General features: G+C 69.6%; 18 protein-coding genes. 7 read left to right on the forward strand and 11 right to left on the reverse strand.

Features of this window, described 5'->3' with window-relative positions:
- Positions 1-41 precede the first annotated feature (41 nt).
- On the forward strand, positions 42-884 hold the full coding sequence (locus HOV77_RS02630) for a LysR family transcriptional regulator (protein WP_290857011.1): 843 nt from the start codon (positions 42-44) through the stop codon (positions 882-884).
- Here HOV77_RS02630 and HOV77_RS02635 read toward each other — a convergent pair.
- From HOV77_RS02635 to HOV77_RS02650, 4 genes are all read right to left on the reverse strand, one after another.
- Positions 881-1,747, reverse strand: coding sequence for an ABC transporter substrate-binding protein (locus tag HOV77_RS02635; protein WP_290857013.1), 867 nt, complete (start codon positions 1,745-1,747; stop codon positions 881-883). The genes HOV77_RS02630 and HOV77_RS02635 overlap by 4 nt on opposite strands.
- Positions 1,748-2,373: 626 nt before the next feature.
- A complete protein-coding gene (locus HOV77_RS02640; protein ID WP_290857016.1) occupies positions 2,374-2,841 on the reverse strand; it encodes a cupin domain-containing protein in 468 nt (155 codons plus the stop codon).
- Between the two features lie 26 nt (positions 2,842-2,867).
- On the reverse strand, positions 2,868-3,530 hold the full coding sequence (locus HOV77_RS02645; protein WP_290857018.1) for a response regulator transcription factor: 663 nt from the start codon (positions 3,528-3,530) through the stop codon (positions 2,868-2,870).
- Entirely contained in the window at positions 3,527-4,666 is a 1,140-nt protein-coding gene (locus HOV77_RS02650) for a HAMP domain-containing sensor histidine kinase (protein WP_290857021.1), read from the reverse strand. Before HOV77_RS02650 ends, HOV77_RS02645 begins: the two co-directional genes overlap by 4 nt.
- Positions 4,667-4,752: 86 nt before the next feature.
- On the opposite strand from HOV77_RS02650, the gene HOV77_RS02655 reads away from it, so the two are divergent.
- Positions 4,753-6,201, forward strand: coding sequence for a hypothetical protein (locus HOV77_RS02655; RefSeq protein WP_290857023.1), 1,449 nt, complete (start codon positions 4,753-4,755; stop codon positions 6,199-6,201).
- Positions 6,202-6,207: 6 nt separating this feature from the next.
- On the opposite strand, the gene HOV77_RS02660 is transcribed toward HOV77_RS02655, so the two are convergent.
- Positions 6,208-7,401: an erythromycin esterase family protein gene (locus HOV77_RS02660; protein ID WP_290857025.1), complete on the reverse strand. Its 1,194-nt coding sequence runs from the start codon at positions 7,399-7,401 to the stop codon at positions 6,208-6,210.
- Positions 7,402-7,481: 80 nt separating this feature from the next.
- Between HOV77_RS02660 and HOV77_RS02665 the strand changes: the two genes are divergently transcribed.
- Positions 7,482-8,213 (forward strand): TioE family transcriptional regulator, encoded by a 732-nt coding sequence (locus tag HOV77_RS02665; protein WP_290857028.1) that lies wholly within the window; start codon positions 7,482-7,484, stop codon positions 8,211-8,213.
- On the opposite strand, the gene HOV77_RS02670 is transcribed toward HOV77_RS02665, so the two are convergent.
- From HOV77_RS02670 to HOV77_RS02680, 3 genes are read right to left on the reverse strand one after another with little or no spacing between them, the layout of a single operon-like run.
- Complete coding sequence (locus HOV77_RS02670) at positions 8,210-8,530, reverse strand: DUF6245 family protein (RefSeq protein ID WP_290857034.1); 321 nt, start codon at positions 8,528-8,530, stop codon at positions 8,210-8,212. The genes HOV77_RS02665 and HOV77_RS02670 overlap by 4 nt on opposite strands.
- 57 nt (positions 8,531-8,587) lie before the next feature.
- A complete protein-coding gene (locus tag HOV77_RS02675) occupies positions 8,588-8,935 on the reverse strand; it encodes a DUF1801 domain-containing protein (protein ID WP_290857039.1) in 348 nt (115 codons plus the stop codon).
- A gap of 4 nt (positions 8,936-8,939) precedes the next feature.
- Positions 8,940-9,482 carry a TetR family transcriptional regulator C-terminal domain-containing protein gene (locus HOV77_RS02680; RefSeq protein ID WP_290857041.1) on the reverse strand — a complete coding sequence of 181 codons (543 nt, stop codon included), beginning with the start codon at positions 9,480-9,482 and terminating at the stop codon, positions 8,940-8,942.
- A 53-nt stretch (positions 9,483-9,535) separates the two neighbouring features.
- On the opposite strand from HOV77_RS02680, the gene HOV77_RS02685 reads away from it, so the two are divergent.
- From HOV77_RS02685 to HOV77_RS02700, 4 genes are all read left to right on the forward strand, one after another.
- A complete protein-coding gene (locus HOV77_RS02685) occupies positions 9,536-10,414 on the forward strand; it encodes an alpha/beta fold hydrolase (RefSeq protein WP_290857043.1) in 879 nt (292 codons plus the stop codon).
- Between the two features lie 201 nt (positions 10,415-10,615).
- Complete coding sequence (modA, locus tag HOV77_RS02690) at positions 10,616-11,410, forward strand: molybdate ABC transporter substrate-binding protein (RefSeq protein ID WP_290857045.1); 795 nt, start codon at positions 10,616-10,618, stop codon at positions 11,408-11,410.
- Between the two features lie 17 nt (positions 11,411-11,427).
- Positions 11,428-12,243 (forward strand): ABC transporter permease, encoded by an 816-nt coding sequence (locus HOV77_RS02695; protein WP_290857048.1) that lies wholly within the window; start codon positions 11,428-11,430, stop codon positions 12,241-12,243.
- Positions 12,225-13,298 (forward strand): ABC transporter ATP-binding protein, encoded by a 1,074-nt coding sequence (locus HOV77_RS02700; protein ID WP_290857051.1) that lies wholly within the window; start codon positions 12,225-12,227, stop codon positions 13,296-13,298. The genes HOV77_RS02695 and HOV77_RS02700 overlap by 19 nt, the downstream gene beginning before the upstream one ends.
- Here the strand turns inward: HOV77_RS02700 and HOV77_RS02705 are convergent.
- The 3 genes from HOV77_RS02705 to HOV77_RS02715 are packed head-to-tail and all read right to left on the reverse strand — an operon-like array spanning position 13,295 to position 14,908.
- On the reverse strand, positions 13,295-13,546 hold the full coding sequence (locus HOV77_RS02705; RefSeq protein ID WP_290857053.1) for a hypothetical protein: 252 nt from the start codon (positions 13,544-13,546) through the stop codon (positions 13,295-13,297). The genes HOV77_RS02700 and HOV77_RS02705 overlap by 4 nt on opposite strands.
- Positions 13,527-14,582, reverse strand: a complete 1,056-nt coding sequence (locus HOV77_RS02710) for a hypothetical protein (protein WP_290857060.1) — start codon at positions 14,580-14,582, stop codon at positions 13,527-13,529. The genes HOV77_RS02705 and HOV77_RS02710 overlap by 20 nt, the downstream gene beginning before the upstream one ends.
- Entirely contained in the window at positions 14,579-14,908 is a 330-nt protein-coding gene (locus tag HOV77_RS02715) for a hypothetical protein (protein ID WP_290857065.1), read from the reverse strand. Before HOV77_RS02715 ends, HOV77_RS02710 begins: the two co-directional genes overlap by 4 nt.
- Positions 14,909-15,051: the final 143 nt, after the last annotated feature.

Raw genomic sequence — 15,051 nt, forward strand, 5'->3', positions numbered from 1 at the left:
GCACCAGTTCGGCTTTCTGCGGTGATGCGTAAGCTGAGCTGATGCTTGACGTCCGGCGGCTGCTCCTGCTGCGTGACCTGGCCCGGCTCGGCACCATCGCCGCCGTCGCCGAGGCGCACTCCTACACCGCTTCTGCCGTTTCGCAGCAGCTCACCGCGTTGCAACGGGAGGCGGGCGTACCGCTGATCGAACGGGCCGGCCGGACCGTCCGGCTGACTGCGGCCGGTCAGGTCCTCGCCCGGCAGGCCGACACAGTGCTGGCCGCGCTCGAATCCGCCGCCGCGAGCGTCGCCGCCGCCGAGGGCAGCCTGCGCATCGGCGCGTTCCCCTCAGCGGTACGCACCCTGCTCCCGCCCGCCCTCGTCCGGCTGGCCGATCAGCATCCCGGCCTCGACCTGACGGTCCACGAACTCGACCCGGCCGCCATGCCCGTACGCCTGCTCGACCGGAGCCTCGACGTCGCTCTCCTGCAGAGCTACGACGGGCTGCCCCTCACCCCCGAGGCCGGAGTGTCCACGGTCGACCTGTTGACCGAGACGGTTCACCTCGCCGGTGCGCCTTCGTTGGCGGACTGCGCCGATCGGGCGTGGATCGCGGGGAGCCCGGGGACCCTCTGTCACTCCGTGACCGTGCAGGCCTGCCACCTCGCCGGGTACGCCCCACGCATTCGCCACCACGTCGACGATTTCACCGCCGTGCTTTCGCTCGTGGCAGCCGGAATCGGCGTCGCGCTCGTTCCTTCGCTCGGCGTCGTCCCGACTCCTGGTGTGACGCTCACTCCGTTGCCGCTGCGACGGCGTACGCACATCGCGTTTCGCTCCGGCTCCGACGCTCACCCCGCGATCGCCGCCTGCGTCGCCGCGTTGCGGGAATCCGCTTCTTAGGCTTTTTGGGTGGTTCCCCGGAATCCATCGGGGTCCAGACCCCACTTGGCGGCGATCTGTGCGTACGTGCCGTCCGCGATGAGCAGGTCGATCGTGTCGCCGATCAGCTTCGCGAAGTCGGCCTGGCCCTTGGGCAAGACGATCCCGTAGTACGCCGAGTCGTACACCGCACTGGAGAGCACCAGCCGGCCGTCCGACTGCTTGACGGCGTACGCCGTCACCGGTGAGTCGGCGAGCATCGCGTCGGCCTGCCCGCCGAGCACCGCCTCGGTCGCCTCGCCTTGCCCGCCGTACTGCTGCACCTCGATGGCGGACTGCCCGGCGTGCTGACAGGCGGCTGAGCGTACGGCGAGATCGTCCACCTGAATGGTGTCGGCTTGCACCGCCACCTTGCGGCCGCAGACGTTCGCCGGGCCGATCTTGTTCCCGGAGCGGGCGGCCCACTGCGTACCCGCGACGTAGTAGGGCACCATCTCCACGACCTTGGCCCGCTCGAGGGTGACGCTGACCGAGGAGACGGCGACCTGGAACCGCCCCTGCCGTACGCCCGGGATGATCCCGTCGAACGAGCTGTTCTGCCACTGCGTCTTGAGGTTCAGCCGGCTGGCGATGGCGTCGAAGAGCTCCACATCGAAACCGGTGATCACACCACCCTTGTCCCGGAACTCGTTCGGGGCGTACGTGGCGTCGGTGCCGATGACCAGCGTGCCCCGGGCCCGGATCTCCGCCGGCACCGCGGCGGCGAGCTGCGCGGCGGACGTCGTCTCCGGCGTCGGCACCACTGACGGCGGCGTCTGCACCGAACAGGCGGTCAACGCGGCGGCCAGCACCAGAGCGGTCACGACTACGCGGACGCGAACCATCAAACCTCCAGGGCAACCGGCCGTACGGGTGCGGCCAACCTAGGTCACTGTCTACGTGGTCGTCTATGCCCCGTACGGCGGACCACCCCTAGTCCTCGCATCGGCCCGCCCCCTCACCGCGCCTCGCCGGCTCGCGCCGGCCGCTTCCTTGATCGCGCCGACCGCTTTCCAAGATCGTCGGATGCCGACGATCAGTGCACGAAAGGCCCACGAATGTCGGCTTCCGACGTTCTTGGCGGAGATCAACGGAGAAAATGTGGGGCTATGGCACCGCGAATCTTCCGCTGATCATGGCCGCCCATGATCATGGTCAATTCGGCGTCGCTATCACAGCCCAGGATTGACCCTGATCATGGAACTCTGACAATTCGGCAACGGCGAACCCCGGCCTCCACTCTCTTCGGTGCGATTTCGGACAGCGCCCACCCAAAACCGCAGCCTTCACCCGGCGACGAAGCAGGCGGCAATGCCCAGTAAGTGTCGATGTGCACCTCGGACCAGGCGACGTCGACGCCGGAGTTGATCAGGGTGCTGGGGAAATGATCAGGGCGTAGGGGACACGACACGCCGGACGAGCACGACCATAGGTTCATGATCAACGCGAAGGGGGGCCAGGGCGACGGGGATCAGAGCGGATCGGAGACGCCGATGGGTGGCCCGACGAAGTCGATCCCGTTCGCCCGTCCCAACTCGGCAAGCACGTCCGCGTCGACAACGCCGGAGGATGCGGCGTACGCCGTGAAGAAGTTCTCGATGCCGGAAGGAGTGGTGACGATCATCAGCCGTCCCGGTGCCGAGCCGACGTTCTGGAAGGCGTGCGGCAGCCCGCGCGGCCCGAAGGCGAATCCGCCCGTCGAGGCGTACAACATCTTGTCACCGGCTTTGAAGCGGAACTCGCCCGCGAGCACGAACCACAGCTCGTCGTCGCGCTGGTGGTTGTGCAGGCCGGGCCCGGCCGCCGGCGGGACCAGAAGTTCGAGCACCGTCATCGAGCCGCCGGTCTGGCTCGTCCCGGCCTTGATCGTCACCTGGCCGCCGATGGGATTGGGCAGGGTCTCGCCATCGCCCGCCGCCATCGCGAACGCACTGGTCATGGCCTCAGCGTAGGCCGCGCGCACAGTCAGAGAGGCGCGATTCGGTAGCCGACCCCCGGAGTGGTGACGATGATCGGCGGGTCGCCGAGCTTTCGGCGCAGTCGCCCGACCGTCACGGTGACGGTGTTGGTGAACGGGTCGGCGTTCTCGTCCCAGACCTGCTCCAGCAGCGTCTCCGCGCTCAGGAAGCCCGGACTCGCCCGCAGCAGCGCTTCGAGGACGGCGAACTCCTTGACCGACAGGTCGAGCGCGCGGCCGTCGCGAACGGCGGTGCGGCGTACCGGGTCCAGGTCGATCCCGGCCACGCGCAGGGTTCTCGGCCGGGCGTCCGGCTTGCGGCGGGCCAGCGCCTGGATGCGCAGCACCAGCTCCGGGAAGTGGAAGGGCTTCGCGAGGTAGTCGTCGGCCCCCAGAGTCAGCCCGCTCACGCGGTCGCCGGGCGCGCTCGCCGCGGTCAGCATCAGCACCATCGGCCGCTCGGCCCGCTCGGTGATCATCTGGCACAGCGTGTCGCCGTGCAGTCCGGGCAGGTCTCGGTCCAGCACCACCACGTCGTACGCCGTGAGGTCGAGCTTGGCGGCGGCGGACAGCCCGTCGCCCGCCTGGTCGACGGCCATTCCCTGATCGCGCAGTCCTTCGGCGACGACTTCGGCGAGCGCGGGATCGTCTTCGACGACGAGAATCCTCATGGGACGGCCACCGTCGCAGCCAACGGAAGCGTCACCGTCGCGCGCAGTCCACCACCCGGCCGTGCGGTCAACGTGAGCCGCCCGCCGTGGGCGGCGGCGACGGCCGCCACAATGGACAGTCCCAGCCCCGACGACCCGGTACGCTCGACGCCCAGCCGCTCGAACGGCCGCCCCAGCCGATCGACCTGACTCTGTTCGAACGCCTCGCCGCTGGTCTCCACCACGAGTTCAGCGTGACCGTCGCGGGTAAACGCGGAGACGGCGATGAACCCCGACGGCTCGTTGTGCACCACCGCGTTGTCGACGAGGTTGCCGACGAGCCGGGCGAGCAGCGCCGGGCTGCCCTCGACCTCGATCCCCTCCGGCACATCTACGGTGACGGTCAGTCCTTCGGCGGGCCGGGCGGCGAGCGCCGCGCCGACCAGGTCGCGGAGACCGACCGGGGCGGTGTCGGCGAGCGCGCCGTGCTGGGCCCGGGCGAGCACGAGGAACCCGTCGAGCAGGTGGTCCACCCGGTCGAGCTGCGTACGCATCCGGTCGGCGAGCGCGACGGTCGCCGGGGGCACGTCGGGTTTGGCGACCGCGACGTCCAGCGAGGCCCGCATCGTGGCCAGCGGCGTACGCAGTTCGTGGGAGGCGTTGGCGACGAACCGGCGTTGGGCGTCGAAGGACGTCTCCAATCGGCCGAGCAGCTCGTCGATCGTGTCGGCGAGATCCTTCACTTCGTCGGCCGGGCCTTCGACGGCGAGCCGCCGGTCGAGGCTGTCGGCCGAGATCCGCCGGGTGGCCGCGGTCAGCGTACGCAGTGGCCGCAGCACGCGCCGGGCCAGCGCGCCGCCGAGCAGCAGGGAGACGCCGGCCATGGCGATCATGGCGATCAGCGCCCCCATGATCAGTTGCCGGTTCTGTTCGTCGTGCACCGAGGCGAGCTGATCCTCCAGTGCGCGGATGTGCTCCTGCAGGTTCGCCGTCGTGGTGGTCCCGTTGGGGGCGGGCTGCGTGGAGCTGACCCCACCGGCCAGCAGGATGGTCAGGCCGAGCAGACCGGCCCCCGACACGAGGAACACCCCGGCGTAGAGCAGCGTGAACCGCCGGCCCACGGTGCCGCCGCGAATCGGTCTGCGCAGCCTGATCATGTCCCAAGGATGCCTCGCCCGACCTAACAGCGGTGTGACAACGCCGGTTCGGCCGGTGTTACGGCGTACGCCGTAGAACGACAGCCATGTCGAAGAAGAGCTTCCTCACCGCAGCCACCCTCGCCTCCGCGGTGGTGAGCGTGGTGGCCCTGGGCCTGCTGTACGCGTTCGGCGTGCAGTCCGACTGCGATGGCCCCTGCCCGAAGACGCCGGTCACCGCTGACGGCGAGATGGTCAGCGACCGGTTCTGGTTCCGCCATCGCGACCTCGGCCCGGCCGGGAGCATCACGGTGCGGCTGACCTCGATGACCGGGACGATCACCTATCCACCGCCGAACCACGACCAGATCGTCCCCGGCCTCACGCCGTGGGCCAAGGTCGGCGTGATCGTCAAGGACGGTGTGCACCCCGGGTCGGCGTACGCCGCACTAGTGCTCACCGGCAGTCATGGGGTCCGGTTCCAGTACGCCTACACCGGCGACGTCGCCGGTAGCACGACCGCCAGCAGCTCGGCGTCGCAGCAGTCCCCGCGTTGGCTACGGCTGACCCGCGACGGCGACAAGATCGAGGGTTACGAGTCGGCCGACGGAACCGACTGGCGGCTGGTCGGCCGCACCACCCTGGCCGGGCTGCCCGCGACGGCCCAGGTGGGCCTGCTCGCGACCTCCCCGGGCGACCTGACGTTGCGCGAGATCGGCCTCGGCGGCGCGATCGAGGAGCTGCGATTCACCCAGGCCGTCGGCGTCTTCGACCACGTGACTACCGAGGGCGCCGGCGGCGACTGGCAGAGCGGTTCGGTCGGCGAGATGAACCACACCGACTGGGAGAAGCTGCACGTGGCGTCCGGCGCGACCGAGCACGATGGCGTCGTCACCATCGCCGGCACCGGAGACGTCGGCCCGATCTCCGAGGACTCCGGGATCACCGCCGACCGGGTGCTCGCCGGCGTGCTGATCGCGCTGATCATCCTGCTGGTGATCGGCGGGCGGCGCGGCGCGCGTACCGCCCGGGAACAGCGGGACGTCCTCCGAGGGGCGGTCCGCACCGGGCTGACCGCGTTCGCCACCGCACTCGTCGCCGTCGGCGTCACCGTGCCGGTCAGCCTCGCCATCCTCGCCGCCAAGGACGTGCCCGTCGATCAGCTGCCGCTGCTCACCGGCGTACGCGTCGTCGTCGGGCTCGCCCTCGTACTGGGGCTCGCCACAGTCTTCGCGTACGCCCTCGGTGTGGTGCTGCGCCGGGCGTGGCTCGCCATCGTCGTCTCGCTGGCACTGATCGCACTGCCGTACGCGATCACGGTGGTGCCGTTCCTCCCCGACGAGGTCGCCGCGTGGCTGCTGCGGCTGACCCCGGCGGCGGGCTTCGCGGTGCGTCAGACGGCGACCGAGTACGCCCAGGTCACCGCCCACTACACCCCGGCGAACGGGTACTACCCGCTGCCGGGGTGGGCGGGACTCGCCGTGCTGTGTGCGTACACGTTGATCGTGATGATTGTCGCGTTGCGCAAGCGAACCAGCGAGCTCAGCTGGCGATGAGCCGAGCTAGACCTCGCGCAGGAAGGCGACCCCGTCGGCCTCCGCGAGGTGCTCGGCGTCCAGTGGGAAGTAGCCCGCGCGGGCCGGGAAACCCTTGCGCGGCACCGTATCCGCCGTCAGCTTGGCCATGTCCGGACCGCGCAGCAGCAGACGGTCGTGACCCAGCGCGGCGAGTCGTCCCTCCACTGTGTCCAGAACCGGTGCGCCGATCTCGCGCTCCCCCAACCTTCCCAGCCCCGTGACGATGCACGCGTAGTCGTCGCCGAGCCGGGTGGCGGCGATCGCGCCGGCGCTCCACCAGGCCAGTTTCGGCCCGGCCAGCTCCCACCGGCTCAGCTGGCGCTGCAGGTGGGCGTTGGCGGAGAAGACTAGCGTGGGCCCGCGCCGCGCCTCTCGCTCCACAATAGACAACAGATTCTCGGCCATGATCGCGTCGCGCAACGCCATCAGCCGATTGATCCGGCCGGGCCAGTCGTGGGCCAGCGCCGCGTGATACTGCAGCAGCCGCGCGGCCATCCGCACGTGCAGCTCAGCGCGCCACCAGGCGTCCGCCGAGGTCGCGGCGATCAGCTGCGGCGCGGCGATGAGCAGCCCCGCCCGCAGGTCGTCGGCGATCACGCGCAGCCGCGTCACCTCCGGCGCCGACCCCACACCGCGCGCCGGCTCCATCGCCGCGGCCGGGTCCTCCCAGCGTGCGTCATCGCCGCACAGGCCCTCGATCTCGGCGCGGCCGCCGGGCACGAGTTCCATTTCGGACAGATATTCGTACGCATAGAGCAGCGGACCGCGTGGGCTTCGGGCGTACATGTTCTCGGTCGGGGCGTCGAACCCGTAGAACCGGACTTCGGTGTCGCAGTCGCGCAGCCACTCGACCAGTTCCCGGTTGGCGGCGTACGCACCCCAGCCGTGGCTGATGCCTTTCGACAGCACGTCGTCGAGGTCTCCGGTCCCGCTGCGGACGTAGTCCTCGACGAGCAGCCCGGCCAGGCAGTCGCTCTCGATGGCGATCGATCGGAAGCCGGCGTCTTCCACGAGATAGCGCAGCATCTCGTTGCGCAGCCGGGGAAAGACCTGCGGTCCATGGGTGGGCTCGCCGAGGCCGAGGATCCGGGGTGGGCGCGGGAGCGTACCGAGGAAGTCGAGAATGCCCTCCCGGGTCAGCGGGCGGGCGGCAGCGGCGAGAGCGTCCAAGTTCGTCATGCATTCAACCGTATCGTTGAATCGCCGGTTGAGACTTTACCCGCCCTTCACGCAGTGGATCGGCCGATAAGCTTCAAACCGTGAGTTCACCCCGACTGCGCCCGGTCGACCTCCGCCCGATTGATCTCGCGCGCGAACACGGTCTGTCGACCCAAGCCGTCCGCAACTACGAAGATGCCGGGATCCTGCCACCGGCCCGGCGCTCCGCGACCGGCTATCGGGCGTACGCCCCGGCTCACGCCGAAGCGCTGCGCGCGTTCCTCGCCCTGGTGCCCGGCTTCGGGCACGCCGCCGCGACGGAGATCCTGCGAGCGGTCAACGACGACCGGATCGAGCACGCGCTGGAGGTGATCGACGCCGGGCACGCCCAGCTCCGGCAGGACCGGCTGACTCTGACCGCCGTCGAGCACGCGTTGCGCGACCTGGCCGCACCGGAACCGGCGACCGGCGGCACCTTCGTCGGCCCGCTCGCCCGGCGGCTCGGCGTACGCCCGGCGACCCTGCGCAAATGGGAGCGCGCCGGTCTGCTGCGGCCCCGCCGGGACCGCACGACCGGCTACCGGGTGTACGCCGCCGCCGACATCCGCGACGCTCAGCTGGCCCATCAACTCCGCCGGGGCGGCTATCCCCTGGACCGCATCGCCCTCCTGCTCGACCAGGTACGCACAGCGGGCGGCGTCGAACCCCTCGAAGCCACCCTGGCCGACTGGCGTACGCGGCTGACCCGGCGCGGCACCGCGATGCTCGCCGGAGCAGGTCAGCTGCATGCGTATCTGTCGATTCGACAACCGGACGGACCGGCCAGCCCCTAGAGATCCACGGAGCGGAGCAACTCGACCAGCAAGTCGGTGTTGTCGACCGCCGCTTGCAGGACTTTCCGGGCCTCTCGGAGCTTGCGGACCTGAGCAGCGAGCGTGGACACGTCTCCGGCTGCAACCGCCCCATGTGTCGCCGCGCTGACCGCGAGGAGGATCTGGAGTCCCTCTGCGGCCTGCCCGGCAGCCAGCGGAATCGGATCAGTCGGGCTTTCCCGAGCGATCGCCGGAAGCGGCGCACATGCTCGCCGCACCTGCGGGAGGATGAGGTCTACCCGGGCCGCCGGGTCTCCGGATCGCGCGTCGGACTCCATGCAGGAACACTACGATGCGGAGAGCGCCTCGGTGCACTGGCGACTGCCTGCACCGGGTCACTCATCCGGTGACAGCGCTGCGCGTACCAGATCACGAAACTCGCTGTCGTCGATCGCAGCCGCCGCCTCCGGGCGCAGCTTGATCGTCCCCTTGCCGGCCAGGAGTTCGGGATGGCGCGTGAGGAAGCCGCCGTCACGGCCTGCGGCCCCGTAGAGCGAGACGCCGTGCTGCCAGGAGCCGACGTAGAGCCGGCGCTTGCCCACCTGGTAGGTGGGCATGTCGTAGGAGAGCGTCAACTGGGCGTCGGGATGTTCCGCCGTGATGATCCGATGGATCCGGTCGAAGAGCGGCCGGTTCTCGGCGGGAATGGCCTCGACGTAGTCGCGCACGGCAGCGTCCACCATCGCATCATCCCAGGATCGCCTGGACCAGGAGGCGGAACATCGGGCGCGGGTCGTCGTCCGCGCCGCGCGCGATACGATGCAGGATCAGGCCTTCGCTCATCGAGATGAGCGCGCTCGCGGCGGTCGCCGGATCGGGCGCGCCGAGGTCGGTCAGCACCGAGTCCGCCCACGTACGCATCAGCTCGTGACCGCGGGAGATCGCCGCCCGGACCTGATCGTCGTGCGCCGCCTCGCTGAACAGGGCCAGCCGGGCGGCGGTGACGGTGCGGTTGGGGCCGGTCGTGAAGTCGAGCAGCCCGGCCAGCATCTCGACGAGCTCGTCCCCCGTACGCGGGGCGGCCGGCGGGGTCAGCTCGCTCAGTTCTTTCTGCGCCATCCACTCGACCACGCCGACCGTGAGGGCGTCCCGCGTACGGAAGTAGTTGGAGGTCGAGCCCTTGGGCAGGCCGGCCCGGGAGTCGACCTTCGCGTGCGTCAGCGATCGCAGTCCCTCGGTGCCGACCAGCTCGATCGCGGCATCGAGCGCGCGTTGTCTGGTGCTCGTCACGTGATCACTATAATCATAGTGACTTCGCACTATGATCGTAGTAGCCTGAGGTCATGACCAGCGAACTTCCGTCCCTACCCGGGGTCGAGCATCGCTACCTCGACCTTCCCGGTCTGCGCATGCACATCGCCGAAGCCGGCCAGGGTTCGCCGGTCGTGCTGCTGCACGGCGTACCGCAGAACTGGTGGGAGTGGCGCGACGTGCTACCGGTGCTCGCCCAGCAGTACCGCGTGATCGTTCCCGACCTGCGCGGAGCGGGCTGGACCGAAGCGCCGCGAACCGGCTACGACGGAGCCACCCTGCTCGACGACCTCCTCGCCCTCCTCGACGCATTGGGACTGGATCGGGTCCGGCTCGTCGCGCACGACTGGTCGGCGATCCTCGGCTTCGAACTCTGCCTCTCGCACCCGGACCGCGTGCAGGCTTACGCCAGCCTGTCGATCCCCCACCCGTACTTCCGACTCGACCACCGCATGCTCGGCCGAATGCGGATCGCCTGGTATCAGCTGCCACTCGCCCTTCCAGGCGTGGGCGTCCGGGGCGTATCCCGCGGTCGCCAGTGGCTGGCCCGCCACATGCTGCGCTACACCGTCCAGCCGGACGGCATGCCGCCGGACGAGCTTGAGTTCTACCTCAAGCCGTTGCGCGACCCCGCGCACGCCCGCGCCGTGGCGTTGATCTACAGCCGATACATCCGGCGAACAGGGCTACGCATGTTGGCGGGCGGCTACCGAGACACCCACCTCACCACACCCACCCTGCTGCTCACCGGTGCCCAAGACCCGGTCGTGCGGCCGGACATCCTCGGCGGGCACGAAGGCCACGCCGACGACCTCGAAATTCGCGAGATCGCAGGCGCGTCGCATTTCATGGTCGACGACCAGCCGGAAGCGATCGCCAAGCACCTGCTGGAGTTCTTCGCCCGCCACTGACCGCCCTCGCCCCGCCGTTCTTGGCGGAGCCCCGGAGCGCTGACGTTCTTGGCGGAGATCAACGGAGAAAATGTGGGGTTATGGCACCGCGAATCTTCCGCTGATCATGGCCGCCCATGATCATGGCCAGTCCGCCATCCGATCCAGCAGCGCAGATGCAAGGTAGGGCGACCTGTACAGCTCGCATCTGCGAGTCGTAGGGTGTCCGTCATGAGACTCCGCGCGCTCGCCGCGCTGCTGACCGCCGCCCTGGCCCTGACGGCCTGCTCCGGGGGGAGCGGTGACGCCGGGACGTCCGCGTCGTCGGGACGTTCCGGCGTCACCGGCGAGGTCACCGTCTTCGCGGCGGCCTCGCTGACCGAGTCGTTCACCCGGATCGGCCGGGACTTCGAGGCGGCGTACCCGGGGACGAAGGTGACCTTCAACTTCGGCGGGAGCTCGGCGCTGGCCGCGCAAATCACCCAGGGCGCACCGGCGGACCTGTTCGCGGCGGCGAGCCCGGCCACCGTGAAGACCGTCACCGACGCCGGTCTCACCGACGGCGAGGCGGTCACCCTCGTCCGCAACGAGCTCGTCATCGTGGTCGCGAAGGGCAATCCGAAGGGCATCACCGGGCTGGCCGGGCTTACTCAGCCGGGTTTGAAGGTGGCCCTCTGCGCCGAGCAGGTCCCGTGCGGGGCCGCCGCGAAGAAGGCGTTGGACGCGGCGTCGGTCAAGGTCACGCCCGTGACGTTGGAGCAGGATGTGAAGGCGGCGCTGCAGAAGGTCAAGCTGGGCGAGGTCGACGCCGCTCTCGTCTACCGCACCGACGCGCAGGCGGCCGCCGCCGACGTCGCCGCAGTGGAGTTCCCCGAGTCGGCGAAGGCCGTCAACGACTACCCGATCGCCGTGCTGAAGGACGCTCCCCACAAGGCCGCCGCGCAGAAGCTGCTGGCCTGGATCCGGTCGGACAAGGGCATGGCCGTTCTCACCCAGGCCGGTTTCCAGACTCCGTGATCGGGCATGCTGATCGGGTGAGCGACGCTGCTTCAGCGCCCAGAAGACGGAGAGGCTCCCGCGCGCCGGTGGCTTTGCTGATCCCGGCCGCAGCCGGATTGGCGTTCCTCGTACTGCCACTGGCCGGGCTGCTCATCCGGACACCCTGGCGCAGCCTGCCCGAGCGGCTCGCCGCGCCCGGCGTACTCGCGGCTTTGCGGCTCTCACTGTTCACCGCGACGCTCGCCACCATCGTGTGCGTCCTGCTCGGCGTACCGCTGGCGTGGTTGCTCGCGCGGACGGAGTTCCCCGGACGGCGGCTGGTCCGGGCGCTGGTCACCGTGCCGTTGGTGCTGCCACCGGTGGTCGGCGGCGTCGCCCTGCTGCTCGTGTTCGGGCGGCGAGGGCTGATCGGTCAGTGGCTCGACAGCGCCTTCGGGATCACGCTTCCGTTCACCACGGCAGGCGTGGTGGTGGCCGAGGCGTTCGTCGCGATGCCGTTCCTCGTCATCGCGGTCGAAGGAGCCCTCCGGGGTTCCGACACCCGTTACGAGGAGGCGGCGGCGACCCTCGGGGCCGGCCGCTTCGCGGTGTTCCGCCGCGTCACGCTGCCGCTGGTCGCGCCGGGCGTGGCCGCCGGAGCCGTGTTGTGCTGGGCCCGCGCTCTCGGCGAGTTCGGTGCGACCATCACGTTCGCGGGCAACTTCCCGGGGCGTACGCAGACCATGCCGCTCGCCGTGTATCTCGCCTTGGAGACCGATCTGGACGCCGCTCTCGTACTCAGCCTGATGCTGCTCACCGTCTCGGTCGGCATCCTGGCGGCCCTGCGCGACAAATGGATCACGAGCCCGTGAAGGGATTGGACGCGCAGCTGATCGTGCGGCGGGCCGGCGGCTTCCGGCTCGACGTACGCCTGACCGTCGCGCCCGGCGAAGTCGTGGCCCTGCTCGGCCCCAACGGCGCGGGCAAGTCGACCGCCCTCCGGGCGCTGGCGGGACTGCTGCCGCTCAGTGACGGGCACGTCATCCTCGACGGACGGGTGCTCGACCGGCCGGCGGATCGCGTGCTCGTGCCCCCGGATCGGCGACCGGTCGGCGTGGTCTTCCAGGATTACCTGCTCTTCCCGCATCTGACCGCATTGGACAACGTCGCCTTCGGCCCGCGTCACCACGGCCGGGGCACCGCCGACGCCCGGTCGATCGCGGCAGGCTGGCTGGATCGGGTGGGCTTGGCGGCGTACGCCCGCAGCAAGCCGCGCCGGCTCTCCGGTGGGCAGGCGCAGCGCGTCGCCCTGGCCCGGGCGCTCGCCGTCGAACCGGCGTTGCTGCTGCTCGACGAGCCGCTGTCCGCCCTCGACGCGCGTACGCGGCTGGACACCCGGGCGCAGCTGCATCGCCATCTCGGCGAGCATCCCGGAGCGACGCTGCTCGTCACGCACGACCCGCTCGACGCTTTGGTGCTCGCCGACCGGCTGATCATCGTGGAGGACGGCGTCGTCGTGCAGGAGGGTGACGCCGCGACGATCACCGCCCAGCCCCGGACCGATTACGTCGCCCAGCTCGTCGGGCTGAACCTCTATCGCGGGCAGGCCGACGGCCATGTGATCACCGTGCCGGGCGGGTTCACCTTGACCGCCGCCGACACCGTACGCGGAGACGCGTTCGTCGCGTTCCCGCCCAGTGCGCTCGCCCTCTACCCGAATCGGCCCGACGGGAGCCCGAGCAACACCTGGCCCGCCACCATCACCGGCGTTCAGCAGCATGGCGACTATCTGCGGGTTCAGCTGTCCGGGCCGATCGAGGCGGCGGCCGACATCACGCCGGCCGCCGCCATCCGTCTCCAGCTGTCACCGGGCCAGCCGGTGTGGGCCGCGCTGAAGGCGACCGAGACTCGCGCGTACCCGGCCTAGGCCGTGATCGTGAGCTGGTCGATCTCGGCCGGGTCCAGCAGGCCTTCCTTGCGCAGTGCGCGCTGGGTCAGTTCCTCCAGCAGGCGCCCGGCCGTCGCGATCCCCGCCACCGGGTCGTCGAGGTCGTCGGCGTCGTAGAAGTCGTCGAGCAGGTAGCAGACGCTCGCCAGCGGGTCCTCGTCCGGTTCGGTCCCGAAGCGTTCAGTGCCGAATCGAAGTACGCCGTCCTTAGACGCCTTGAAGGTCATAGTTCTTCTCCGGAAGCTGCTCGCGAACCTGCCAGCCGATGCTGTTCGAAACGGTCGGGATCAAGTTGAGAATGGACACCGTTCCCCGGGCCGACAACAGGATCCAGCCTAGTTTGGCCACGTTCTTGATGATCTTGAGTTCGAGGATGGCGAGACCGACGTCGGCGAACAAGCCGCCCTTCTTGGTCTTCAGCAGCGCCTGCGCGCCGATGTCGATGAGCATCTTCAGCACGTCGGAGACCACACTGGCGACCGTGAAGACGAACTTCGCGTACGCCTTGTACGCGTCGGCCAAGTCGCCGAAGTTCTTCTTGAGACTGGCGAGCGTGGACTGCATCTGATCGAAGTAGTGGAAGGCCTCGCCACCGGCGATCCCCTCCCAGGCGTGGCTCATGGTGATCGCGCCGCGGTTGATGTTCTCGGCGATCTGCGCCAGATAATCGCCGACCTGCCGCCAGCCGATCGAGCAGGCGCCCCACGCCTCCCAGTCCCCGGCGAACGTGTTGGCGACGTCTTCCAGCGGCTTCTTGCCCGTGAGCAGCTCGATCAGCCGGAAGATCAGTCCGGAGATGCTCGCCATGTCGCCGACGCTGTCGAGGAACGCCTGGATGTGGTACGGGTCGCCGTACTCCTCGGCGTACGGGGTCGGCAGCCCGCCGCTCAGGTCGTGCACGTCCTTGTAGCCGTACGAGCTGTGGTCCGGCGAGGTACGCGCGAGGAACGAGTAGGACGCCTCCTCAATGCGTTCGCGGGCGGCTTCGTCGGCGTGGTCGTAGAACTTGGCCGCCGCCTCCAGCTCGGTCGCCGATCCCCGCATCACCTTGCTGAGATGCGTGAGCATCTCCGTCACCGAGCTGACCGCCTTACCGTGGAAGCCCAGCGCCTTGCCGAAGAGCCCGGCGTCGGTCGCCCCGCTCAACGCGTCGCCGGCGAAGTCCTGCACGTGTTTCAGCACGTTGTCGACGTATCCGGCGTTCGCCTTGAGCTGGCCGGCGAATCCGCGCAGATCGGCGGTCTTGACCTGCACCGTCGTCATCGGCCGGGCTCCGCCCGCTGCGATTCCTCGAACTCGGCGGCACGCTTTCGCAGCTGATCGCGCTCCTCCGGCGTACGGTCCTCCCACGGAATCACGCCGGCCCGTTCGATCTCCGCCAGGCCCTGGGCGAACACCTCGCCGTACGCCCTCGACCCGAGCGCCTCACGCAGGGTCACCGAGCCCGACAGCAGATCGCGGGCGAGGTCGCGGGCCAGCGGATCGGCAGTGTCCCCGGCCATCTCCCGCAGCGTCTCGCGCATCATCCGCTCCATCGCGGGGTCGCGAAGGCTGCGGAGCATCGGTCGGTCGGTCTCGTCGATGTCCATAGGCCCGAAGTTAGAGATTCCCGGCGGCCGGGGAATCCCGCCGATGTTGGATCATTCGCTACAACTTCTGCGGTACGCCGCCCGCCGCCCTGCCACCGCAGGCCACCGTTGGCCACCAATACGGAGATCTCCTGTTATAACCC

The sequence above is a fragment of the Hamadaea sp. genome (assembly GCF_013362815.1).
GTDB lineage: Bacteria > Actinomycetota > Actinomycetes > Mycobacteriales > Micromonosporaceae > Hamadaea.